The organism is Mycobacterium gordonae (assembly GCF_002101675.1).
Taxonomy (GTDB): domain Bacteria; phylum Actinomycetota; class Actinomycetes; order Mycobacteriales; family Mycobacteriaceae; genus Mycobacterium; species Mycobacterium gordonae.
In genome coordinates, this window is record NZ_LQOY01000230.1 from 56450 (window position 1) to 80289 (window position 23840).

Sequence of the window (23840 nt, forward strand, 5' to 3'; positions counted from 1 at the left end):
CTCCGTTCGGTCGGCGGAAGTGGGGGCTGCACATCACGGCGCCGTTAAGGCGGCGAATCCATCGATTCGGGTGGCCAGTCAAGCATCTGCACCTTGTCACCCTTCCACTGGAATCCAACCGTGGTGAGAGTGCCGTCGGTGCAGGTGGAGCAGCTCTGCTGGGTCCGATAGGTAAGGACGACGATGTCGTTGGTCGAAGCCGGGCCCTCCAGCTCGGTGAACGGGTACGCCCGCGGGGTGGCCGTTCCGACGAAAGCGCCGCGGTGAAACATCAGGGCCAGGTCGGGCGAGCTGCTGGTGCCGTCCTGGACGGTCACCACGATCGCGGACAGGTCCGCGCATGCGTTGTAGTTGCTGGATGACGCGTTGCGATCCCAGGGCTTGCCGGTCTTACGGTCCGGTGGCACCTGACCGAGCGCCGCGGACAGCGCCGTGGCTTCGTCGGGCCCGCATGCGGTCGGCGACGCGGTTCCGGTGGTCGGTGCCGGGGCGGCGGCGCTCGAGGATGGCCCCGATCTGGCCGCGCGCGGGTCTTTGTCGTCGCCGCCGAAGGCGAACACCGCCACCACGGCAAGGCACACCAGCGCGACCAGCGCGACAACCAGCCAGACGGTGCGTCCCGGCGCAAGCCCGCCCGTGCCGGGGCGGGTGGTGTCCAGGTCGTCGGACGGGTCGTATGCCGGGGGCGGCCAGTCCGGGTCGACCTCCTCAGCAACCATCCCTGACAAGCCTTTCCGATCGGATCGTCGGCCAACGGGACACCGCGCCCGCCGAACTTGGCGGATTGTAGCCTGAAACCGCTGGTAGCGACATTTTAGCGACGCCGTTACGGGCGGCGTGTCCAGGTGAATCTGCCCACATCAGCAACTTTTTGTTGGGGGGTTCGCAGCAAGCTACCGCATACTGGACGGCATGCGCCGAACGACCGCACCGCAAACCGCCGGCCCGGCGCCGGCCGGTGAGCTGGTGTTTGGTCGGGGCCGCTAGTGGGGCGTTCCGGCGGCGCACACCGCCTACAGAAGAATCAACGTGCATCAAAGCGGCCTTCGCAGCTGCGGCGGCGACTGTCGCGGGGCTTTATGACCTTGGTGTCGGCGGTGGCGCTGGGCATGACCGGCGCGGGCTACTACGTGGCGCACGGCGCGCTCGGCGGTATCACCATTTCGCAGGCCCTGACCGCCGAAGACCCCCGGTCCACCGGCAACACGATGAACATCCTGCTGATCGGGCTGGACTCCCGCAAAGACCAGGAGGGCAACGACCTGCCCTGGTCGATCCTCAAGCATCTACACGCCGGCGATTCCGATCAGGGCGGTTACAACACCAACACCCTGATCGTCGTGCACGTCGGCGCGGACGGGAAGGTCGTCGCGTTCTCCATCCCGCGTGACGACTGGGTGCCCTTCAACGGCGTTCCGGGCTACAACCACATCAAGATCAAGGAGGCGTACGGGCTCACCAAGCAGTACGTCGCCAATCAGCTCGCCAACCAGGGCGTCAGCTCCCAGCACGAACTGGAGACACGGGGCCGCGAAGCCGGGCGGGCCGCGACGCTGCGCGCGGTACGCAGCCTCACCGGGGTTCCCATCGACTACTTCGCCGAGGTCAACCTGGCCGGCTTCTACGACCTGGCCCAGACCCTGGGCGGCGTCGAGGTGTGTCTGAACCACCCCGTCTACGACTCGTATTCCGGGGCCGACTTCCCGGCCGGTCGCCAACGGCTGGACGCCTCGCAGGCGCTCTCCTTCGTCCGGCAACGGCACGGCCTGGAAAACGGCGACCTGGACCGCACCCACCGCCAGCAGGCCTTTCTGTCATCTGTCATGCATGAATTGCAGGACTCGGGCACCTTCACCAACTTCGACCGGCTCAACAGCCTGATGGCCGTCGCGCGCAAGGACGTCGTGCTGTCCGCCGGCTGGGACGAGGCGCTGTTCCGCCGGATGGGCGAGCTGGCCGGTGGGAACGTCGAGTTCCGCACGCTGCCCGTGGTGCGCTACGACAACATCGACGGTCAGGACGTCAACATCATCGACCCGGCGGCGATCAAGGCCGAGGTCGCGGCGGCCCTCGGAGCGGATTCGCCGACCTCAGCACCAGGCACCACAAGCGCCAAGCCAAACCCCTCGACCATCGTTGACGTCGTCAATGCCGGCAGCATCAGCGGTCTGGCGACCCAGGTGTCCAATGCGCTCAAGAAGCGCGGCTACACCGCCGGACAGGTTCGCGACCGGGAATCCGGGGACCCGTCAACGACCACCATTCAGTACGGCATAGGCGCGGAAGCCGACGCACAGAACATGGCCACCCTGCTCGGCGTCGACGCGCCCAAGCAACCGGATTCCTCGATTGCGCCCGGGCACATCCGGGTGACCGTGGACACCAACTTCTCCATGCCGGCCGCCGATGAGATGTCGGATACGACGAGCTCGACAAGCACCACCACGACGACGACCACCACCAAGCCGAGCAGTACCGGCTACTACTACAACGGCACCTACACCAGTTACCCGACGCCCGACCAGGGGAAGCCGATCGACGGCGGCGGCGTGCCCTGCGTGAACTAGCTCGGACGCTTGGGGCGAGCAGACGCATAAGCCCCTTATTTCCGCAGGAAATGGGGGCTTACGCGTCTGCTCGCGCCGTTAGGCGTGCGTGCCGCCGTCGATGCGAATCTCGGTCCCGGTGATGAACTTGCCGTCCTCGGACACCAGCATGGCGATGACGCCGGCGATCACCGACGGGTCAGCCATACCGGCACCGCTGGACTTCTCCGTGGTGGGCAGGATCGGCATCAACCGACTGAACAGCGACCAATTGGCGTCCTTCGGGATGTAGCCGCCGGTGGCGTCGGTGATACCGGACTTGATGCTGCCGGGGGCCACACACACCGCGCGCAGACCGGCCGCGGCGTACTCCAGCGCCAGTGAGTGCGTGAACGCCTGGACGCCGCCTTTGCTGGCCGCGTAGGCCGCCATGTACGGGTGAGCGAAGCTCGCCGAGGTCGAGCTGAAGTTGACGACCGTGCTGCGCGGGTTGTCCAGCAAAGCCGGCAACGCTTCGCGGACCGTCAAGAACGTCCCGGTCAGGTTGACGGTGAGGATGCTGTTCCACAGTTCGAGGCTGGTCTGGTGGGTGTGCGCGGCGCGCAGGATGCCGGCGGCGTTGACCAGAGAGTCCAGCCCACCAAGGGTGTCGACGGCGCCGCGCACCCCCGCGGTGACCGAGCGCTCGTCACCGACGTCGATGACGCTGGTGGTGAATCGCTCGGCGGACTCGGCCGCCCGGTCCCGCGTGGCGACCAGGCCGTCCACCACGATGTCGGCGCCCACCACAGTGGCCCCCTCGTCGAGCAGGCGCAGGGCGGTGGCCTGGCCGATCCCGGACCCGGCGCCGGTGACCAGGATCCGCTGGCCGTCCAGTCGCTTCATGCCGGAAGCGTAGCGCGGGCCAGGAGCCTCAATTCACTGTCGCCGAGAAGGAGTCGACGCCCAGGCCGACGCCGCCGTTCCACGGCTCGAAGCCGGCCTGGATGCTGGTCAGATACCAGGAGTCGGTGATCGGCTCCATCGTGGCGGTGTGGTCGATGAAGTCCATGGCGTCGAAGGTCCACACCTCGATGGGCTGGTTGGCGACGTAGGACATGACGTTGTTCTGGCCGTTGCTGCCGTCCCACACGGTGAACGTCTTGCCGTTGATGGTGGTGCTGCCCACCGGGGCGCCCACCGGCTGGATCGGGCCCTGGTGGTTGAACCAGATCATGATCTCCTGGTCGTTGACTCCGGTGGTGGTGTAGGTGGAGTCCAGCCAGATGTCGTAGGAGGCGTTCCAGGTACCGGTCGGCACGTAGTTGTAGTCGATGCTGGTGGTCGCGCTGTTGATCTGGCCGAGCTGGATGGGCATGTTGGTGCCCGTCGACGCGTTGCCGTAGTGCACCCCGGCGTAGACCGAGGGATACCCCAGCGGAGCCCCGTTGGTGGGAGCCGAGCCGTTCTCGGTGGTGATCGTGAAGCCGGTTTGGCTGACGGTGATGGCCTGACCGCCCGGGTTGTTCCAGGCGTTGTTCTGCACGACGTAGCCGCCGGTGATCGTCGTTGATCCGTACTGGTTGGAGATGACGGTCCCGCCGGTGGGCAGGGTAGGCGGAGTGGTCGGGGTGGTCGGGGTGGTGGGGACGGTCGGCGTGCTGGTGCCCGGGGTGCCAGTGATCAACGGATTGGTCGGAGGCGCGTAGGTGCCGGTGTTTGCAGCCTGGAAGCCGACTTCGACGGAGGTCCCGGGCGCAATGGTCGCGTTGTAGCTCGCCGGGGTCACGCTGTACTGCGGGGCTGCCGTCGAGACGAGCTGGCCGCCCCACGCGCTGGTCACCGCCGACCCGGTGGGCATGGTGAATTGCAACTGCCAGTTGGATATCGGGGTGGCACTGGCGTTGGTGATCGTGTACTTCCCGATATATCCGCCATCCCACTGCGAGGCCGTGGAGTATGTCGCCGACAGCCCGGTCGGGGTGGTGGGCGTGGTCGGGGTGGTGGGCGTCGTCGGGGTGGTGGGCGTCGTCGGCGTCGTGGGCGTGGTCGGGGTGGTGGGCGTCGTCGGCGTCGTCGGCGTCGTGGGCGTGGTGGGCTCGGTCGGTGTCGACGGGGAAGGCGTGGACGGCGTGGTGGGTGCCGGGCGACCCGTCAACAGGCTGACCACGCCCTGGAGCTGCTGTTCGGCACCGCGCAACGAGGTGGCGATGGCGGTCTCGGTGCCCGCGTACCACTGCGCCCCTGCGCTCAGCGCCTGCGCGATCCGGGCATTGACGGCCGCCACCACTTGGGCACTGATCGCCTGGTACTGCCTGGCCTGCAGGCTGAGAAAGCCGTTGATGGCCGCGGATATCTCGTCGATGCCGAGCGCCGCCAGGCCGGTCGTGGGAGCCGCGGCCGCGGCGTTGGCAGCGCTGAGCGTCGAGCTGATACCGGCGACATCCGCCGCCGTGGCCACCAGCAGTTCCGGGTCGACAACCAGATATGACATGTCTAATTCCTTAGATCAGCCGACAAATTCGCTTATAACGGTCATATATCGAACGGATAACGAACGCGTCGGCCAGACCGTAACATGTGCTGGTCCACGAGGTGGACGAAAACTCGTTATTTGAACATGCGACCCCTCGGTGTCAAAGGAGTTCACAAATTATCGGCGATGCGCAACGCGCGTACCAAAATAGATCGCGGCAATTTACTTAGCACAACGCGATAAATCGCCGGTCGTGCTCAATAGACGCCGGTAGGGCTGCGCTACACCACTCCGCGCAGCGCGTCGGCGCCGAACATCTGCTCCATCATCGACGAGTAGTCCGGGCCACGCCGCAGCATGTGGCCGCCGTCGACATTGATGCACTGGCCGGTGATGAAGCTCGCGGCGTCGCTGAGCAGGAACATGGCCAAGTTGGCGACGTCCTCGACTTCGCCCACCCGGGGCAGCGGCGTGCAGAGGGCGTAGTCCCCGCTGATCTCCGGCGACTGGATGACGCTGGCGTCCACCAGGTCGGTACGGATCAGGCCGGGCCGGATGCTGTTGGCCCGCACCCACGACGGACCGAGTTCATCCGCGGCCAGCCGCATCATGTGGTCGATCGCCGATTTGGTGACCCCGTACGGCCCGAACCACCGGTGGGTGTTGCTGGCGGCGATCGACGAGATCGCGACGAAGGATCCGCCACCGCCGCGCACCATCTCCCGGGCGGCGTGCTTGAGCACGTACATGGTGCCATTGACGTTCAGGTCGACGGTGCGGCGCCACGCCTCCGAATCCGTGTGGGTGATGGGTCCGATCGTCAGCGAGCCGCCCGCACTGTGCACGACCCCGTCCAGCCGGCCGTGCCACGCCGTGGCGGCGGCCACCACACGGGCAACTTCGTCTTCGTTGGTCACGTCGGCCGGTTCGTAGCGAACCGAGCCGGACGGTTGCAGACCCTCGATCTCGGCGACCGCCCCGGCCAGGCGGTCAGCGTTGCGGCCCACGATCATGACGGACGCCCCCGCGTCGGCCAGCCCGGTGGCCACGGCCTTGCCGATACCGCTGCCACCACCGGTGACCAGGTACGTCCGGTCCTGGAAAGAAAGCTGCACTGCCGGCCCTTCCGCTGAAACTGAAACAGGTTCCAACTATGGAACCATGGCCGCTACGGCGTATCGCGGCGGGCGACCTTGGTGGGCCGGGCGGTGCGCCAGTCCTCGACGTCGGGCGGCAGGCCGACGGGGAATCTGTTCTCGTTGTGGGCCGCCCAGTGCGCGTGCCCGAGTTCGTGGACATGGAACGCATGGCGCAGCGCCTCGGTGAAGCCCATGGCGTCGGCAGCGGCGTTGACCGACGCCTTTACCAACAGCGAGGCCATGGTGGGCCGTTCGGCGATGCGCCGCGCGAATTCGAGTGTCTTTTCCTCGAGTTCGTCAAGCGGGAAGACCTTGGACACCATGCCCAGCCGGTACGCCTCGTCGGCATCCAGCGAATCACCGGTCAGCAGCAGCTCTTTCGCCTTACGGGCGCCGAATTCCCAAGGGTGCGCATAATATTCGACGCCCGGCATGCCCAGCCGGACCGCGACGACGTCGCTGAACTTGGCGTTGTCGGCCGCCACGATCAGGTCGCACGCCCAGATCAGCATCAGGCCGGCCGAGATCGCGTTGCCCTGCACCTGGGCGATGGTGATCTTGCGCAAATCGCGCCAGCGCCGGGTGTTCTCGAAGAAGAAGTGCCACTCCTGGTGGTAGAGCTTCTCGACGATCGGCTCCAGCGTCGCACCATGGGAGCGGAAGGTCGGATGCTGGTGGGGCCCGGGCGTGCGCTCCAGCACAGCCTCCTCCGATCCGAGGTCGTGGCCGGCGGAGAAGTTGCGCCCGCGCGCCCCGAGGATTACCACCCGCACGGTGTCATCGGCCTCCGCACGCGAGAACGCCTCGTCGAGCTGCACCAGCAGGGTGCGGTTCTGCGCGTTATGGGCGTCGGGCCGGTTCAGCCAGATGCGCGCGATGCGGCCCTCGTCCAGAGTTTCGTAGACCACCATCTGAGGGGTCTCAGATGTGTCCGAGCCAGCCGTCGTCTGATCCGAAAGTGTCATTACGCCCACCTCACTTGTCACGGGCTTGGGCTTTACACATTACGGCGAGTATGTAAGCGGGTTGCCGCTGGGTTGGCGGACTCGCGAGGGGTCACTACCCGACTTGGCTTAGCATTGTCCAATGCCCACAAAAACGGACCATGGTGACATCGGCGACGTGGAACCGCTGGCCGACAGCACCGCAAGCCAGGCCCGGCGAGTCGTCGCCGCCTACGCCACCGACGCCGACGAGTGCCGCGTCTTCTTGTCCATGCTCGGTATTGGTCCGGCGAAGCACGACAACTAATGGCTGCCAGAGGCAGCCGAGCCTCGCAGGCCAAGTCCGCGGCCTACGGTGACTCCGATTTCGTGGTGGTCGCCAACCGGCTGCCCGTCGACATGGAACGGTTGCCCGACGGCACCACCGCCTGGCAGCGCAGTCCCGGCGGACTGGTGACGGCCCTCGAGCCGCTGTTGCGCAAACGCCGCGGGGCCTGGATCGGCTGGCCCGGCCTGGTCAGTGACGACGTCACCGAGCCGGACGAGGAGCCGATCGTCCAGGACGAGCTGCAGCTTCATCCGGTGTGGCTGAGCGCCGAGGATGTCGCACAGTATTACGAGGGTTTCTCCAACGCCACCCTGTGGCCGCTCTATCACGACGTCATCGTCAAACCGATCTACCACCGCGAATGGTGGGACCGCTACGTCGACGTCAACCGCCGCTTCGCCGAAGCCACCGCACGCGCGGCCGCCAAGAACGGTACCGTCTGGGTGCAGGACTACCAGCTGCAGCTGGTGCCCAAAATGCTGCGCACCCTGCGTCCGGACCTGACCATCGGCTTCTTCCTGCACATCCCGTTCCCGCCAGTCGAACTGTTCCGGCAGATGCCGTGGCGCACCGAGATCGTCGAGGGTCTGCTCGGTGCCGATCTGGTGGGATTCCATCTGGCCGGCGGCGCCCAGAACTTCCTGGTGCTCGCTCGGCAACTGATCGGCGCCAACACGTCCCGGGGTTCGGTCGGGGTACGGTCGCGATTCGGTGAGGTGGAATACGACTCCCGGGTGGTTCGGGTGGGCGCGTTCCCGATTTCCATCGACTCCGGCGCGCTCGACCATGCCGCCCGGGCCCGCAACATCCGTCGCCGGGCCCGCGAGATCCGCGCCGAACTCGGCAACCCGCGCAAGGTGCTGCTCGGCGTGGACCGGCTCGACTACACCAAGGGCATCGACGTCCGGCTGCGAGCCTTCAACGAACTGCTCGAAGAAGGTCGCGCCAAGCGGGACGACACCGTGCTGATACAGCTGGCCACGCCCAGCCGAGAGCGGGTCGAGAGCTACCAGATCCTGCGCAACGACATCGAGCGTCAGGTGGGCCATATCAACGGCGAGTACGCCGAGGTCGCCCACCCGGTTGTGCACTACCTGCACCGCCCGGTCCCCCGCGACGAGCTCATCGCGTTCTTCGTCGCCAGTGACGTCATGCTGGTCACCCCGTTGCGGGACGGGATGAACCTGGTGGCCAAGGAGTACGTCGCCTGCCGCAGCGACCTCGGCGGCGCTCTGGTCCTGTCCGAATTCACCGGCGCCGCAGCCGAACTCCGGCAGGCCTACCTGGTCAACCCGCACGATCTGGAGGGCGTCAAGGACGCGATCGAGGCGGCGCTCACCCAGACCGAAGAAGAGGGCCGGCGCCGGATGCGCGCGATGCGCCGCCAGGTGCTTGCCCACGACGTAGACCGTTGGGCCCGTTCATTTCTCGACGCGCTGGCGGAGTCGCACCCGAGCGCGCGGACCTGAGCGTTCGAATCGATGGCTTTCCCATCGGATCGCTGTTTTACTGGACGGGTGAAAATCCGTCGCGGGCTGGCCGCCGGTGCCGCCATCGGTTCGGCTGTCGCAGCAGGCATGGCTCTGGAATCGGAAAGCCCGGCGTATGCGATCGGCCCTCCCGCGGACGGCGCCTACACGTTGAATGAGGCGGGCATCTCCGGTGCCACCTGGACCATCACGGCGTTGTGCGCTCAGCCGTCGGGGACCCGCAACATGAACGACTACTCCGACCCGATCGTCTTCGCGATGAACTGCGCGCTGAACGTGGTGAGTACGACTCCGGCGAACAACAGCCGTGCCGAACATCTGCAGAACTTCAGCGCCAGGGCCCGGATGAGCAGCATGCTGTGGACCTTCACCGTGAGCAAGCCCGAGGGAGTGTCCTGCCCGGGCGGCGGCTTCGGTGAAACCAGCGAAACCTATGCGTTCAGCGATGAAACCCTCACGGGCACCCACACCACCCTGCACGGCGCGGTGTGCGGGCTGCAGCCGGACATGAAGAAGGAACCGTTCTCGCTGGCGCTGGTCGGCCCGCCGCCCAGCCCGGTGCAGCGTTATCCCATGGACTGCAACGAGATTGCGATCTGCTTCTAGATCGGCGTGATGTAGGAGATCAGCCACTTACCGTTGACGCGGGTGAATTCGACTCGCAACCGGCTGCCGTCGTAGTGCGGCTCGCGTGACTTGTCGGTCACGATGCGATTCATGTAGACCATCGCGGTCGCCGAATTGCGTTTGGCCGCCATGACTCCCACGCCGACCACGTTGGCCTGGACCACCATCTCCCGCTTCTTCGCCTCGGGGATGATCTGGGCATTGACGACCTTCTTGAACTCCTGGCGATAGTCGGGCGTCAGCAGCGGGTAGACGTCGTTGAGACTGCGCTCGATGGTCTGAAAGTCGTAGCCGAAGAACTGCGGGATCTCCTTTTCGGCCAGCTTCGGCAGCTCCGCCCGGGCGGCCTGTTCACCCCGCGTCTCCACCCGGTCCCAGTAGAACCAGCCACCGGCGGCCGACAACGCCACCACGACCGCGGCCGCGAGGGCGCCGGCGACGGTGAGCAGCCACCGCAGCCGGGACATCAGTTGCCCCCGTCGGGATAGGTCAGGTCATACCCGGTCATCTGGCCGCGCTCGTCCTGGTGGACGATGACCCGCAGCCGGTACGGCTGGGACGGCTTGTTGACTCCGTCGATGTCGGCGACGGTCACCCGCACCGCGACCAATACCGAGGCGTTGTCGCTGACATCGTCGATGCTTTCCAGGGCGGCGCCGTTGATCACCGCTTCCGAGGTCGCGTTGGTCTTGCGGAACAGTTGCTTGAGAAACTCGACGTTCTCGGCGCCGAACTTGCTGCGCAGCGGCCCGCTGGTGCCGTTGACGAACCGGTTGACCGACTCGTCGATGGTGTCCTGGGTGTAGGAGAACATGTTGACCACGGTCTGCGAGGCCGTGTCGACGAAGCGCTGCTCGCGCGCTTGCCGCGCCTGGGCCGCACGGTGCTGGCCGACCAGAACCGCGACGCCCCACACCAGTCCGGCGATCATCAGCACCGACGCCGCCAGACTGACCCAACCGACCATCGCGGTGTGCGGTCGGCGCCGCCGCGGTGGCCGGGCGCCGATGGATTTGGCCTTCTTGGGAGTCCGCTTCGGCGCCGGCTTGTCCTTGACGGCCGTGCCCGCGCTCGGCGCCGCCTCAGTGCTGTCGTCATCCGCGGCGCTGACCGAGGCGCCCTTCGGCGGACCGGCAGCGCGCGACGCCCGGCGGCGGACGCGCGGAGTCGTCGCCTGTTCTTCTGTCAACACTGGATCCACTAAGAGGTTTTCGGAGCAAGCATGAGGTCCACCCAACTCTCGGCGCCGGAGGTCCCGGCAACGCCGGACGCGAAGATACCAGTGCCGCCCGCCGGATCCCTGAACCGGCCGGTAGACGGGTCGTAGGTGGCGGTGTAGCCGGCCCCGTTGGCTTCGGGCGCCGGGCCCGTGCCGACCGGCGGCCCGGGCGGCTCGATGTACTTGGGGTAGGGAAGCTGCGGCGGCACCGGAGGATAGTTCGGCGGCATCCACGATGGGTTACCCGGCGGCGGCGGGACGTTGTTGGGCGGCGGCGGGTCGTAGGCCGGCTGGTTGGGAGCCGGCCCCGGGCCGGGCGTCACCCCGGGCGGGGGCGGACCGACGATCGGGATGCCCGGATCGGGGTCGGTTCCCGGTGGGATGTACGGGAAGTGGTTCGGCGGCAGAATGTTCAGCCCGTTGGTGACCGGGGTTCCGTACGGGATCGGCGGCCCGCGCCACGGGTTGGTGCCGACCGGGACATACCCGCGCGGGTCGCGGCACATCTGCACCGTGGGTGCCCGCTTGCCGGGGAACTCCTGGCACGGGTAGTTGCGGGCACCACGCACAGCGCTCGGGTCGTTCTGCGCGGTCTTGCAGTACATGTCGCGCGGGACCTCCCGCACCGTCTCGTCGGCGGGCGAGCGCATCAGCGGCGACGGAATGAAGCCGGTGCTGCACGGCGGCGGGTCGTTGAGGTCAAGCTTGAAGTCCAGCTTCGCGCCCTCATCCTGCGGCACACCGCCGGCGGCGGTGGTGATCGCGGCGAACAGCGCCGGGAAGACGACCAGCAGCTGCTCGATGGACTTGTGGTAAATCACACCCACCCGGCCCAGGTTGGCCATGTTGGCCGCCAGCGCCGGAAAGGACGGGCGGATGCCGGAGAAGGTTTCATTGGCCTCGTCGAGCGCGCCGGGCGCGGTGGCGAGCGTGTCGCGCAACCGCGGGTCGGCCCGGCGCACCTCGGAGGTGAAGCGCGCCAGCCCGTCGGACAGGGACTTGATGTCGGCACCGGCGCGGACCTGAGCCTGCAGGAACGGGCCGACCTGGTCGATCAACTGCGAGACCTGCGGGTAGTTGGTGTTGGCCTCGTCGACCAGCAGCCGGGCGGATTCGACCAGCCTGGCCAGCTCCGGACCGGTCCCGTTGGTCGCCAGAAACGCCTCGTGCAGCACCTCGCGCAGCCGGGTGTCGCCGAGGCTGTTGACCAGCGTCTCCGCCTTCTTCAGCAGGTCGGCGACGTCTTGACCGATACGGGTGTTGGCCCGGTCGATCTTGGCTCCGTTGCGCAATTTGCCGGGCGCCGGATTGGCCGGGGGCACCAGGTCGATGTACTGCTCGCCGATCGCCGACACGCTCTTGACGGTCGCCGTGACGTTCGACGGGACCGGGGTGCCGCTGTTGAGCCGCATCTCGGCCGTGACGCCGTTCGGATTGAGCTGCACCGACTCCACCCGGCCCACCGCGACTCCGCGGTAGGTGACGTTGGCGTTCTTGTAGATGCCGCCACCAGCGGCGAAATCGGCGCTCACGCCGTAGGTTCCGATGCCGAAGGTGGACGGCAGGCGCAGATAGAAGATCGCCATCACCGTCAGGGTGATCACGGTGATGACCGCGAATATGGAGAGCTGGATCTTGGTGAGTCTGTCGATCATCTTCCCCGCCTCTACTGCGACGCCGTGCCGGGCGGAATCTTGAACGGGTCGGCCGCTTGTCCGGACAGGTTGGCCAGTTCGCCCGTCAGGAAGTCGGGCGCGTTGAGGACCTCGTCCATGTGCATCATGTTGGGATCCATGGCGTAGCTGGTGGTGAAGAACGTTTCACCGAGCCGGCGCAACGTCAGGTCGAACGTGGTGAACACGTTCAGGTAGTCGCCGCGCACCGCCTGCTTGATGCCGAAGTTGGGGAAGGGGAACGTCAGCATGATCTGCAGCGAGGTGACGAAGTTCTTCCGGTTGTCGTTGAGCGCTTTGATCGCCGAGTAGAGGTCTTTGAGGTCGGCGGCGAAGTCGCTCTTGGTCTTGGACAACACGTGCGAGGTGACCGTCGCCAGCCTGTTCAGGACGCTGAAGGCCGCGACGATGTTGTCCCGGTTCTTGTTCAGCACGCGAAGCGCTTCGGGCAACGTGTCCAGCGCGCGGCCCAGGTTGTCCTTGCCTCGCGCCAGCACCGACGAGACGCGGTTGAGCCCCTCGACCGCAGTGATGATGTCGTTGACCTGCTTGTTCAGGCCTGAGGTCAACTCCGCCAGCCGCGGCACCAAGTCGACGAACTGGCCCTGCCGTCCGGCCACGGCCTGGTAGGTCTCGTCGGTGATCTCTTCCAGCGCACCGACATTGCCCTTGTTGACGACCACCCCGAGCGCCGAGAAGACTTCTTCGGTGGTCGGGAAGCGGCCCGTGCGGGACTCCGGAATCCGAGATCCGTTGCCCAGCCGGCCTGTCGGGGCTTGGTCGGTGGGCGGAGCAAGGTCGATGTGTAAGGACCCCAGCAGAGAGGTCTCAGCGACCTTGGCGATCGCATTCGCCGGGAGTACCACGTTCTTGTCCAGCGCCAGCTTGACCGCGGCGTAGAAGGATCCGTCGGAACGCTGCTCTGCCGAGATTCCGGACACGCTGCCCACCGTGACGTCGTCGACCATCACCGGAGAGTTCTGCGGCAACGTCGACACATCCGGCAGTTCGACCGTGATTGTGTACGCACCGCCGCCGTGGCCGGCGGTGCCGGGCAACGACAGGGAGTTCAGTCCACCGAACGAGCAACCGGCGAGCAGCGTGCTGCCCGTGAGGAATACGCCGGCGCGCAACAGGATTCGCTTCATCGACCCGCTCCTTGCTCGGCAGGCAGCGGTCCCGGCGCTGGGCCGGGTGCCGCAGCCGGTGCCGCGGGCGCGGAACCGGTCGCCGGCCCCGGCGCCGGTCCGTACCCCGGGCCGGGACCGGGCGCGGTCGGGACGAACAGGTTCTGCAGGTCCGTGACATTGCTCGGCGCCGGCTGACCGGAACCCTTGGCCGGAATCCAGGTCAGCTCCGGCACCGGGGTCTCCGCCTTGGCCTGCGTGGCCGGGGTGTCGTAGATGATCTGCCCCTTGTAGGCCGTGATCGTGTTGATCGGATGGAACATGATCGGCGGGAAGTTCACGGTGAGCCGGCGCAGCACCGGACCCAGTCGCTCGCGGCAGATCTCGGCGCGCTTGAAGTACTCCGGCCCCGACGGCCCGGCCGCGGTGTCGAAGGAACCGCCGCAGATGAACTGGACCGGGTTCAGGAAGTTGGGCAGCGACAGCAGACCGTTCAGGGTGCCCTGGGCGGGGTCGTAGATGTTGTAGAAGTTGGAGATGCCGGGACCCGCCACGTGCAGGACCTGCTCGATGTTTTCGCTCTGGTCGCTCAGGGTCTGGGTGAAGTCCGTGAGCTGGTTGACCGTCTCGATCAGCGTCGAGTTGTTCTCGTGCAGGAAGCCACGGACATCGGAGAGCGCCTGGTTGAGCGAACCCAGGGTGTGGTCCAGGTCCCGCGAACTGTCCGCCAGCACCTGCGACACCGAGGCGACGTGGCCGGCGAACTGCACGATCTGCTCGTTGCTCTGCGACAGGGCGTCGACGAGGACCTGCAGGTTCTTGACCGTGCCGAAGATGTCGCCGCGCGAATCCCCAAGGCGCCCAGCGACTTGCGCAAGCTCGCGCAGGGCGTTGTGGAACGAGTCGCCGTTGCCGTTGAGGGTGTCGGCGGCCTGATTGATCGCCGCGCCCAACGGGCCCTGCATCTCACCGGCCGCCGGGCTCAGCGAGACGGACAGCTGGGTGAGCGCTTCCTTGACCTCGTCCCACTCCACGGGAACGGCGGTGCGGGTCAGATCGATGGTGGCGCCGTCCGGCAGCGCCGGGCCGCCGGTGAACGCCGGGGTGAGCTGAATGAACCTGGCCGCCACCAGGTTCGGCGACATGATCACGGCCTTGGCGTCGGCGGGGATCTTGACGCCGTCGGAGACTTTCATGGTGATCTTGACGTCCGACGGCCGCGGTTCGATCGACTCGATCTCTCCCACCGGCACACCCAGGATGCGGACCTGGTCACCGGGATAGAGCCCGACGGCCGAGGTGAAGTAGGCGGTGAGCTTGCGGCCGCCGCCGCCGGCCGAGAACAGCACGTAGGCGCCGCCCACCAGCACCGCCACCAGCGCGATGATGGTGACGGTCCGCAGGCCCCTGCTGCCGAAGCGTTTCGGTGTCGTCATGGTGATTTCGGCCTGATCGTCCAGCGCTCCTGAATCATGCCGCGCAGATAGTCGGCGAAGCTGTCCGGCAGCTTGCCCGGCTGGAAGACGGCGTCGAACATGGTCGCTACCAGCGGTGCCGGGATGGCGCCGAAGACGTTGACGTTGAAGCCGGGACCGGAACCGACCACCTCGCCCAGCGTGGTGGCGTACGTCGGCAACCTCTTGAGGGCCTCGGTGATGTAGTCGCGGCGCTCGTTCAGGTTAGCCAGCACCTGATTGATCTTGGTCAGAGCCGGGCCGAACTCCTTGCGGTTGTCGTTGACGAAACCGGACAGCTGCGCGGAGACGTCGTCGATCCCGGCGATCAACGCGCTCAACGCCGATCGGCGCTCATCCAGCGCGGCGAACAACTGATCGCCCTGGTCCACGAGCTTCTTGACCTGCCCGGCCCGATCGGATAACACCGCCGTCACCGACTTCGCGTGCGCCAGCAGACCCTGCAGCGCTTCGTCGCGGCTGTTGAGGGTGCGCGACAGCGACGTCACGCCATCCAGCGCGCCGCGCAACCCGGGGGTGGCGTCATGCAGTGTCTCGGTGAGCACCTTCAGTGCGTGCTCGAACTGCGGCTTGTTCAGGTTGTTGGCGTTCTGGCCGAGATCCTCTAGCGCGCCGGCCAGCGTGTAGGGCGTGGTCGTCCGGCTCAACGGAATGGTGGTCGCGTTGCCGGAGCCCGCCGGACTCACCGAGATGGAGCGCTCACCCAGGATGGTGTCGGTGCGGATCGCGGCCAGCGACTGGTCGCCGACCACCACGTGGCGATCGACGCTGAAGGTGATCTTGGCGGAGTCGCCGGCCAGGGCGACGTCGGACACCTTGCCCACCTTGACGCCGGAGACCAGCACGTTGTTGCCGGGCGTGATGCCGCCCGCGTCGCCGAAGTACGCCGTGTAGGTCTTGCCCTGCGGCCAGAACGGCAACCCCGCGTAACCGAATGCGATAAGGACGACGAAGGTCACCACCGCCAGACCGATGATGCCGGTGCGGAGCGGATCCTGGTCGCGCTTACTGCCTGGCTTATTTGGCAAACGCGCACCTCCCCTTGCTGGAATCCACCTGGCCGCCCATCCCGATCCGGATGTCGGAACCCGCCGGCCCGTTGATCTTGATCGTCACGGAGCAGAAGTAGATGTTGAAGAACGACCCGTAGGTGCCCAGCGCGGCCAGCCGCAGGTAGTCCTCGCCGAGTTGCTCGACGTCGTTGTTGATCTCGGCCTTGCGGGTGTCCAGTTCGGTGGCGAAGGGCCGCGCGTTTTCCAGCACACCCTGCAGCGGCCGCCGCGAATTACGCAGCAGCTCAGTCAGATCCGTCGTGGTCGAGGCCAGCGGCGGGATCGCGCCCGCGATGGTGTCCTTGTTCTTGGCGAGCCCTTCGACCAGCTGCTGCAGCTGGTCGACGCTGGCCGAGAACTGCGCGCTGCGCTGATCGACGGTCCCCAGCACCGTATTGAGGTTGGTGATCACGTCACCGATCAGCTGGTCACGTTTGCCCAGGGCGTTCGAGAAACTGCTGGTGTCGGCGAGCACGTTGGCCAGCGCGCCGCCCTGACCCTGCAGCAGCTCGATAACGGCGCTACTGATCGTGTTGATCTTGTCGGCGTCCAGGCCCTTGAGCACCGGCTTGAGCCCACCCAGCAGCGCGTCGAGGTCCAGTGCCGGCTGGGTGTGCTGGGAGTTCATGGTCCCGCCCGGCGGCAATTTGCGCAGTTCGCCGGGGCCCGAGGTGATCTCCAGGAAACGGTCGCCGACCAGGTTCTCGTAGCGGATCACCGCCCGGCTCGACGAGTACAGCGTGTAGCGGGCGTCGACCCCGAATTCGACGTCGACGGTGTTGTCGGGGTTGAGTTTGACGCCCGAGACGGCGCCGACCGGCACACCGGCGATACGCACCTTCTGGCCGCCCTTGAGCTTGGACGCATCCAGGAAGGTGGCGTGGTACGTGCTCTCCGAACCGAACCGGAAGTCGCCGAAGACCACCACCAGGCCGGCGCTCGCGAGCACCATCGTCACGACGAAGATGCCGACCTTGATCACCATCGACCGGTGCGACGGCATTTTGCCGGCGGCCATCAGAAGTCGTCCCGTTCAGCGAAGGCGCCGTGGAATAGGAACTGCAACGTCGAGGGCGCGTCGAACTGGAACTCGGTGAACGGCTCGTAGGGAATGAGCGCGTTGTCGGTCACCAGGAACGGCGCACGGTAGAAGGAGCCACCGGTCTGTTTGGTCGGAATGTCTGGGAGGCCACGGCAATTCGGGCCACCGGAGGCGTTCACGATGGGCAGGCTCTCCGGATACGTATAGGAGGGAGCACCGATGACGAAGCTCGACGAGGTGAACAGACCCGCCTTGCGGACACCGATCAACGGGGCGAACTCCTTGATGCCGCGATCGATGCCGGCCAGCAGGCAGCCGAATTCCGGCGAGTAATCCGCTGCCACCTTCAGTGGGGCGCGCAGCCTGTTGACGGTGTCGATCAGATTCTGCTCGGCCGGTGCGAGCGTCTCGTAGCCGTTGTTGGCCAGGCCGATCGCGGCCAGCAACGTGGTGTTGAGATTGGACTGCTCGTCGACGACCGTCTTGTTGATCGTCGGCAGGTTCTCGAAGACCGTGTTGAGATCGGGTGCGGCGTCGCCGTAGATGTTCGTCACGATGCCGGCCTTACGGAAATCCTCCTGCAGGGTGGGCAACTTCGGATTCGCTTGGCGCGTCAGCGTATTGAGACCCGACAACAGCGACCCGAGGTCATCTCCGTGGCCTCGCAGGCCTTCCGACAGCGCGCTGAGGGTTCCGTTCAGCTCGACCGGGTCGATCTTGTGCAACAGGTTGGTCAGCGACTGGAAGAGCGTGTTGACCTCCAGCTGCACGGCCGACGCGTCCACCATGGCGTTCGGGCGCAATGACGTCTTGGCCGCGTTCTGAGGCGCAATGAACTCCACCGACTTGGCGCCGAAAATGGTGTTGCCGGCGATATGCACCGTGGCGTTGGACGGGATGAAATGCAGGTCGTCGCTGTAGATGGCCAGCTTCAGGCGCGCCTGGTCGCCGCTGTAGCTGATGTCTTCCACCTTGCCGATCTGGATGCCCCGGAACTTGACCTTCGCCCCGGGCTCCATCACCAGACCGGCGCGCTTGGAGGCGACCGTCACCGTCTCGGTGGAGGTGAACGCCGCGGTATAGGACAGGTAGGTCAGGACCGCCGCCGCCACCACTAATCCCGCGAGCACCGCCGCGGCCACCCGGCCCGCGGTTCGTCGTGATCCCATCGCTGCCATCGCCACTACCCCGAAAGGTTGAAGTTGCCGGACGCTCCGTAAACCGCGAGCGAGATGAGCAGGGTGATGACCACGACGACGATCAGCGAGGTGCGCACCGCCTGGCCGACGGCTACACCGACGCCGACCGACCCACCGCTGGCGTTGTAGCCGTAATAGGTGTGCACCAGCATGACCGCGATCGACATGGCGATGGCCTGCAGGAACGACCACAGCAGGTCCGACGGGATCAAGAAGGTGTTGAAGTAGTGGTCGTAGAGGCCCGCCGACTGCCCGTTGATGAACACCGTGGTGAAGCGCGCCGCGAAGAACGCCGCCAGCACCGACAGTGAATACAGCGGGATGATCGCCACCAGCCCGGCGATCAGGCGGGTCGATACCAGGTAGGACACCGAATGCACCGCCATGCATTCGACGGCGTCGATCTCTTCGGAGACCCGCATCGCACCGAGCTGGGCCGTGGCGCCGGCGCCGATGGTGGCGGCCAGCGCGATGCCGGCGATGACGGGTGCGACCACGCGGACGTTGAGGAACGCCGACAGAAAGCCGGTCAGGGCCTCGTGCCGATGTTGCCCAGCGACGAATAGCCCTGCACGGCAATGACACCGCCGGAGGCCAGCGTCAAGAAGGCCGCGACGCCGACGGTGCCGCCGATCATGATCAGGGCACCGGCACCGAGCGTCATCTCCGCGATGAGGCGGATCGTCTCCTTGCGGTACTTCGTGACGGCGTTGGGGATGTAGCGCACGGTCTCGCCGTAGAACAGCGCCTGCTCGCCGAAGTTGTCCACCGGTCGGGCGAACCTCGTGAAGAAGCGCTTGAAGCGAAAGGTGACGTCGTAACTCATCGCATGTTCACCATCGCTCGTTCGCCGTCATGTGTTACCCCGCCCTACTTGGCCGAGATTCTGACGCCGATGGCGGTCATGACGACGTTGATGACGAAAAGGCAGATGAACGCGTAGACGACGGTTTCGTTGACCGCATTGCCGACTCCCTTGGGACCGCCTTTGACGGTGAGGCCGCGGTAACAGCCCACCAGACCCGCCATGACTCCGAACAGCAGCGCCTTGACTTCGGCGAGGATCAGCTCGCGCAGCCCGGTGAGCACAGTCAGCCCGTTGATGAACGCGCCGGGGTTGACGCCCTGCAGGAAGACGGAGAAAGCGTAGCCCCCGGACAGGCCGATGATGCACACCAGCCCGTTGAGCAGCAAGGCGACCAGCGTGGACGCCAGAACCCTGGGCACCACCAGCCGCTGGATGGGGTCGATGCCGAGCACCCGCATCGCGTCGATCTCCTCGCGGATGGTTCGGGCGCCCAAGTCCGCGCAGATCGCGGTGGCACCGGCGCCGGCCACCACGAGCACGGTCACGATCGGGCCGAGCTGGGTGATGGTGCCGAATGCCGTTCCGGCGCCTGACAAGTCGGCGGCGCCGATCTCGCGCAGCAGGATGTTCAGGGTGAACGCGACGAGCACCGTGAAGGGGATGGACACCAGCAGCGTTGGGACCAGCGAGACCCGCGCGACCATCCACGTCTGGTCCAGGAACTCCCGAAACTGAAACGGCCGCCGGAAGGCGGCACGTGCAGTCTCGATCGACATCTCGAAGAAGCCGCCGACAGCGCGGGCCGGCACGGCTACTTTCTGCAACAAGCCCGGTCCCCCCAATCTGTTGCTCGCGGCGAAGTGTTGTCTGCCCTGAACACACCGTTGGATGACTCGTTGCTTGGTGTGAGCCGGCTCATACTAACTAGAACAAGTTCTGAGTGTCGATGAAGCTCGAAAAATTTTGTGGCAAATATGCCTAGCTGGTACTTCCCCTCTATGTGTGCCGCCGCCGGGGGCGTCAGTCCATCAAACCGGTTGCGGCGAAGTTCACTTCCGGGTCGCGCTCGGCGAAGTAGCCCTGCAGCGTCGCGCTCAGCTGCGCCGGATCCCAGGCCGGGGCGCCCGCGTCGAACTGATGCTCCGCGGTGGGCGCGGCCACCAGGGTCACGCGCGGACCGTAGACGATGAACACCTGACCGTTGACCGCGGCGGCCTCCGGCGAGGACAGGAACTGCACCAAGCTCACCACGTGTTCCGGCGACAGGGGGTCGATGTCTGCGTCCTGCGGTGCGGCACCGAACACGTCGGCCGTCATTGCGGTCCGGGCCCGGGGGCAGATCGCGTTGGCGCACACGCCGTAGCGGCCCAGCGCCCGCGCCGCGGACAGCGTCAGCGCTGTGATCCCGGCCTTGGCGGCGCCATAGTTGGCCTGCCCCACCGGACCGACCAGACCGGCCTCCGAGGAGGTGTTGACGATGCGGCCGAATACCCGGCCGTCGGCTTCCTTGGCCTTGGTGCGCCAGTAGGTGGCGGCGTTGCGGGTGAGCAGGAAATGACCGCGCAGATGCACGGCGATCACCTGGTCCCAGTCTTCGTCGCTCATGTTGAAGAGCATCCGGTCACGGGTGATGCCGGCGTTGTTGACGACGATGTTCAGTCCGCCCAGACCGTCGGCGGTGGCCACGAGTTCGTCCGCGGTTTCGCGCTGACTGATGTCTCCGGCGACTGCCACCGCCTTGGCACCCGCGGAGCTGATCTCGTCGAGCACGTCTGAGGCGTCCAGGCCCGAGGCGATGTCGTTGACGACGACGGTGGCGCCCAGCCGCGCCAGGCCGATCGCCTCGGCACGTCCCAGGCCCGCCGCGGCACCGGTCACCACCGCGACCTTGCCGGACAGATCGGTCGCGTTCGTAATTTCGCCCGGCGACGATGCAGGCCGGGTAGTCGCCTGAGGAGAAGCAGGATCATTCACGTCAGTCAATTTATGAATACCTCTAGTTTCTGGGTCAGTCCTCGCGCAACAGCGCCGCGCGCGGACATTCCGCGATCGCCTGCTCGGCCAGATCCTCCTGATCCGGCGGGATCGGATCGGTCTTCACCACGGCGTAGTCCTCGTCATCCAGGTCGAAGATATCGGGTGCAATTCCCAAGCACACCGCGTTGCCTTCACACCGGTCACGGTCGACAATCACTCGCACGGCACCCTCCTTGAAACTGGGCTGAAGCTAGAAAACACCCCTGCGGTCGGACTCGATCAGTATGTAGCACCACCCTAGGACAGCGTCACGTGACCACACGGTCGCTGGATTCCCAGACTAGAACGTGTTACAACCGGGAGAACGAATGGGTGGCCGCCGGCGTGGGTTTCGGCGGCCGGCACACACAAACGATCGCTCGATCGGAGGCGGCGGGAATGCGCATCAGTTACACCCCCGAACAGGAGGAGCTGCGTCGCGAGCTGCGGTCCTACTTCACCAAGCTGATGACTCCGGAGCGGCGCGAGGCACTGAGTTCGGTACAGGGCGAATACGGCACCGGCAACGTGTACCGCGAGACCGTCGCGCAAATGGGCAAAGACGGGTGGCTCACCCTGAACTGGCCCAAAGAGTACGGCGGTCAGGACCGGGAGCCGATGGACTCGCTGATCTTCACCGACGAGGCGGCTATCGCGGGTGCTCCGGTGCCGTTCCTGACGATCAACAGCGTGGCGCCGACGATCATGGCGTTCGGCACCGAGGAGCAGAAGAAGTTCTTCCTGCCCAAGATCGCCGCGGGTGAACTGCACTTCTCCATCGGCTATTCGGAGCCGGGGGCGGGCACCGACCTGGCCAACCTGCGCACCACCGCGGTCCGCGACGGCGACGAGTACGTGATCAACGGCCAGAAGATGTGGACCAGCCTGATCGCCTATGCGGACTGGGTCTGGCTCGCGGTGCGCACCAACCCGGAGGCCAAGAAGCACCGCGGCATCTCGATGCTGGTGGTGCCCACCACCGCCGAGGGCTTCTCCTGGACGCCGGTGCACACCATGGCCGGTCCCGACACCAGTGCCACGTACTACAGCGACGTGCGGGTGCCGGTGACCAACCTGATCGGTGAGGAGAACGCGGGCTGGAAGCTGGTGACCAACCAGCTCAACCACGAACGGGTCGCGCTTGTCTCACCGGCCCCGATCTTCATGTGCCTACGCGAAGTTCGGGAGTGGGCCCAGAACACCAAGGACGCCGGGGGCGGCCGGTTGATCGACTCCGAATGGGTGCAGCTGAACCTGGCCCGGGTGCACGCCAAGGTCGAGGTGCTCAAGCTGATCAACTGGGAGCTGGCGTCGTCGTCGAGTGAAAACCTGTCGCCCGCGGATGCCTCGGCGGCCAAGGTGTTCGGGACCGAGCTGGCCACCGAGGCCTACCGGCTGCTGATGGAGGTGCTGGGCACGGCGGCCACGCTGCGTCAGGACTCCCCCGGCGCGCTGCTGCGCGGCCGCGTCGAACGGATGCACCGGGCGTGCCTGATTTTGACGTTCGGCGGCGGCACCAACGAGGTGCAGCGCGACATCATCGGCATGGTTGCCCTCGGGCTGCCCCGGGCCAATCGCTGACTTCTCCGGATAGAGGACGGACATCAATGGACTTCTCGACAACCGAAGCGGCGCAGGACCTCGGCGGACTGGTCGACACCATCGTCGACTCGGTGTGCACGCCCGCGCACCAGCGCGAGCTGGACAAGCTTGACCAACGCTTCGACCGCGATTTGTGGGGCAAGCTCGTCGACAGCGACATCCTGACCAGCGCGGCCGCCACCCAGGTCGGCGGCGATGGTTTCGGGGTGCTCGAGCAGGTGGCGATCCTGGTCGCGCTCGGGCACCAGCTGGCGGCGGTGCCCTATCTCGAGTCGATCGTGCTGAGCTCGGGCGCGCTGGCGCGGTTCGGCTCCGAGGAGTTGCAGGGCAGCTGGGGCTCGGCGGCGGTGCGCGGCGAGAAGATTCTGACCGTCGCGCTGGACGGCGAGATGGGTGACGGGCCGGTGCAGGCAGTTGACGGCCGGCTGACGGGCAGTCGCACCCAGGTGTTCTACGGCCCCGTCGCCGACGGGTTCCTGGTGCCCGCTGAAACCGATTCCGGGACAAGCGTTTACCTGGTCGCGGCCGACGACCCAGGGGTGACGGTGACGCCACTGGAGACCACCGGGCTGGGCAGCGTCGGCCATCTGGCGCTCGACGGTGTTTCGGTGGACGCCGCGCGCCGCGTCGGGGGCGCCGAGGTGGTCACCTGGCTGCGCACCATCTCCACCCTGGGCCGCAGCGCCTACCAGCTCGGTGTGCTGGAGCGCGGTCTGCAGATGACGGCCGAATACGCCCGTACCCGGGAGCAATTCGACCGCCCGATCGGCAGCTTCCAGGCGGTGGGTCAGCGGCTGGCCGACGGCTACATCGACGTCAAGGGCCTGCGGTTGACGTTGACCCAGGCCGCGTGGAAGGTCGCCGAAGACATCCCGGCCGAGATCGACGTGGCTTCCGCGGCGTTCTGGGCGGCCGACGCCGGACACCGGGTGGCGCACACCATCGTGCACGTGCACGGCGGTGTCGGCGTCGACACCGACCACCCGGTGCACCGATACTTCTTGTCCGCCAAGGAAACCGAGTTCGCCCTGGGCGGCGCCACCGGACAGCTGCGGCAGATCGGCCGGGAACTTGCGGAGACTCCTGCTTGAGCCGGTC

22 protein-coding genes and 2 pseudogenes are annotated in these 23840 nt (G+C 66.4%); 6 read left to right on the forward strand and 18 right to left on the reverse strand.

The window, feature by feature from the left end; all coding sequences use genetic code 11:
• Nucleotides 1–44 precede the first annotated feature (44 nt).
• Nucleotides 45–719, reverse strand: coding sequence for an LppP/LprE family lipoprotein (locus AWC08_RS29495; RefSeq protein ID WP_069433977.1), 675 nt, complete (start codon nt 717–719; stop codon nt 45–47).
• Nucleotides 720–986: 267 nt separating this feature from the next.
• On the opposite strand from AWC08_RS29495, the gene AWC08_RS29500 reads away from it, so the two are divergent.
• Nucleotides 987–2567: an LCP family protein gene (locus AWC08_RS29500; protein ID WP_065135699.1), complete on the forward strand. Its 1581-nt coding sequence runs from the start codon at nt 987–989 to the stop codon at nt 2565–2567.
• Nucleotides 2568–2645: 78 nt separating this feature from the next.
• On the opposite strand, the gene AWC08_RS29505 is transcribed toward AWC08_RS29500, so the two are convergent.
• The 5 genes and pseudogenes from AWC08_RS29505 to AWC08_RS29520 form a co-directional block, all read right to left on the reverse strand.
• The gene (locus AWC08_RS29505) at nt 2646–3431 is read right to left on the reverse strand and encodes an SDR family NAD(P)-dependent oxidoreductase (RefSeq protein ID WP_065135698.1); all 786 of its coding nucleotides are present in this window, start codon (nt 3429–3431) and stop codon (nt 2646–2648) included.
• A 28-nt stretch (nt 3432–3459) separates the two neighbouring features.
• On the reverse strand, nt 3460–4071 hold the full coding sequence (locus tag AWC08_RS38760) for a GH12 family glycosyl hydrolase domain-containing protein (protein WP_216640311.1): 612 nt from the start codon (nt 4069–4071) through the stop codon (nt 3460–3462).
• A gap of 138 nt (nt 4072–4209) precedes the next feature.
• Nucleotides 4210–5019: pseudogene (locus tag AWC08_RS38765) on the reverse strand (cellulose binding domain-containing protein); the annotation flags it as partial.
• 263 nt (nt 5020–5282) lie between these two features.
• Nucleotides 5283–6116, reverse strand: a complete 834-nt coding sequence (locus AWC08_RS29515; protein WP_085088625.1) for an SDR family oxidoreductase — start codon at nt 6114–6116, stop codon at nt 5283–5285.
• Between the two features lie 53 nt (nt 6117–6169).
• Nucleotides 6170–7105 (reverse strand): enoyl-CoA hydratase, encoded by a 936-nt coding sequence (locus tag AWC08_RS29520; RefSeq protein ID WP_069435272.1) that lies wholly within the window; start codon nt 7103–7105, stop codon nt 6170–6172.
• Between the two features lie 121 nt (nt 7106–7226).
• Between AWC08_RS29520 and AWC08_RS35955 the strand changes: the two genes are divergently transcribed.
• From AWC08_RS35955 to AWC08_RS29530, 3 genes are read left to right on the forward strand one after another with little or no spacing between them, the layout of a single operon-like run.
• Complete coding sequence (locus tag AWC08_RS35955; protein ID WP_142283886.1) at nt 7227–7391, forward strand: hypothetical protein; 165 nt, start codon at nt 7227–7229, stop codon at nt 7389–7391.
• Nucleotides 7391–8881 carry an alpha,alpha-trehalose-phosphate synthase (UDP-forming) gene (locus AWC08_RS29525; protein WP_065132972.1) on the forward strand — a complete coding sequence of 497 codons (1491 nt, stop codon included), beginning with the start codon at nt 7391–7393 and terminating at the stop codon, nt 8879–8881. Before AWC08_RS35955 ends, AWC08_RS29525 begins: the two co-directional genes overlap by 1 nt.
• A 48-nt stretch (nt 8882–8929) precedes the next feature.
• Nucleotides 8930–9508 carry a hypothetical protein gene (locus AWC08_RS29530; protein WP_069435273.1) on the forward strand — a complete coding sequence of 193 codons (579 nt, stop codon included), beginning with the start codon at nt 8930–8932 and terminating at the stop codon, nt 9506–9508.
• On the opposite strand, the gene AWC08_RS29535 is transcribed toward AWC08_RS29530, so the two are convergent.
• From AWC08_RS29535 to AWC08_RS29590, 12 genes and pseudogenes are all read right to left on the reverse strand, one after another.
• Entirely contained in the window at nt 9505–9987 is a 483-nt protein-coding gene (locus AWC08_RS29535; RefSeq protein ID WP_142283890.1) for a mammalian cell entry protein, read from the reverse strand. The genes AWC08_RS29530 and AWC08_RS29535 overlap by 4 nt on opposite strands.
• 8 nt (nt 9988–9995) lie before the next feature.
• On the reverse strand, nt 9996–10730 hold the full coding sequence (locus AWC08_RS29540; protein WP_069435274.1) for a mammalian cell entry protein: 735 nt from the start codon (nt 10728–10730) through the stop codon (nt 9996–9998).
• A complete protein-coding gene (locus AWC08_RS29545) occupies nt 10730–12403 on the reverse strand; it encodes a virulence factor Mce family protein (RefSeq protein WP_065132976.1) in 1674 nt (557 codons plus the stop codon). The genes AWC08_RS29540 and AWC08_RS29545 overlap by 1 nt, the downstream gene beginning before the upstream one ends.
• Nucleotides 12404–12414: 11 nt before the next feature.
• The gene (locus AWC08_RS29550) at nt 12415–13569 is read right to left on the reverse strand and encodes a virulence factor Mce family protein (protein ID WP_069435275.1); all 1155 of its coding nucleotides are present in this window, start codon (nt 13567–13569) and stop codon (nt 12415–12417) included.
• The gene (locus tag AWC08_RS29555; protein WP_069435276.1) at nt 13566–14984 is read right to left on the reverse strand and encodes a virulence factor Mce family protein; all 1419 of its coding nucleotides are present in this window, start codon (nt 14982–14984) and stop codon (nt 13566–13568) included. Before AWC08_RS29555 ends, AWC08_RS29550 begins: the two co-directional genes overlap by 4 nt.
• Nucleotides 14981–16051 carry a virulence factor Mce family protein gene (locus tag AWC08_RS29560; RefSeq protein WP_142283887.1) on the reverse strand — a complete coding sequence of 357 codons (1071 nt, stop codon included), beginning with the start codon at nt 16049–16051 and terminating at the stop codon, nt 14981–14983. The genes AWC08_RS29555 and AWC08_RS29560 overlap by 4 nt, the downstream gene beginning before the upstream one ends.
• Nucleotides 16041–17093 (reverse strand): MCE family protein, encoded by a 1053-nt coding sequence (locus tag AWC08_RS29565; protein WP_085088628.1) that lies wholly within the window; start codon nt 17091–17093, stop codon nt 16041–16043. Before AWC08_RS29565 ends, AWC08_RS29560 begins: the two co-directional genes overlap by 11 nt.
• Nucleotides 17093–18295, reverse strand: a complete 1203-nt coding sequence (locus tag AWC08_RS29570) for a virulence factor Mce family protein (protein WP_069435631.1) — start codon at nt 18293–18295, stop codon at nt 17093–17095. Before AWC08_RS29570 ends, AWC08_RS29565 begins: the two co-directional genes overlap by 1 nt.
• 5 nt (nt 18296–18300) lie before the next feature.
• A pseudogene (locus AWC08_RS29575) lies at nt 18301–19142 on the reverse strand (MlaE family ABC transporter permease).
• Nucleotides 19143–19186: 44 nt separating this feature from the next.
• A complete protein-coding gene (locus AWC08_RS29580) occupies nt 19187–19951 on the reverse strand; it encodes an MlaE family ABC transporter permease (protein ID WP_065132981.1) in 765 nt (254 codons plus the stop codon).
• Between the two features lie 193 nt (nt 19952–20144).
• On the reverse strand, nt 20145–21041 hold the full coding sequence (locus tag AWC08_RS29585; protein WP_082986198.1) for a 3-oxoacyl-ACP reductase: 897 nt from the start codon (nt 21039–21041) through the stop codon (nt 20145–20147).
• 91 nt (nt 21042–21132) lie between these two features.
• Entirely contained in the window at nt 21133–21324 is a 192-nt protein-coding gene (locus AWC08_RS29590) for a ferredoxin (RefSeq protein ID WP_055581977.1), read from the reverse strand.
• 215 nt (nt 21325–21539) lie between these two features.
• Between AWC08_RS29590 and AWC08_RS29595 the strand changes: the two genes are divergently transcribed.
• Both AWC08_RS29595 and AWC08_RS29600 read left to right on the forward strand, forming a co-directional pair.
• Nucleotides 21540–22721 (forward strand): acyl-CoA dehydrogenase, encoded by a 1182-nt coding sequence (locus AWC08_RS29595; protein WP_065132989.1) that lies wholly within the window; start codon nt 21540–21542, stop codon nt 22719–22721.
• A gap of 26 nt (nt 22722–22747) precedes the next feature.
• Nucleotides 22748–23833 carry an acyl-CoA dehydrogenase family protein gene (locus AWC08_RS29600; protein WP_065132982.1) on the forward strand — a complete coding sequence of 362 codons (1086 nt, stop codon included), beginning with the start codon at nt 22748–22750 and terminating at the stop codon, nt 23831–23833.
• The last annotated feature ends 7 nt before the right edge of the window (nt 23834–23840 follow it).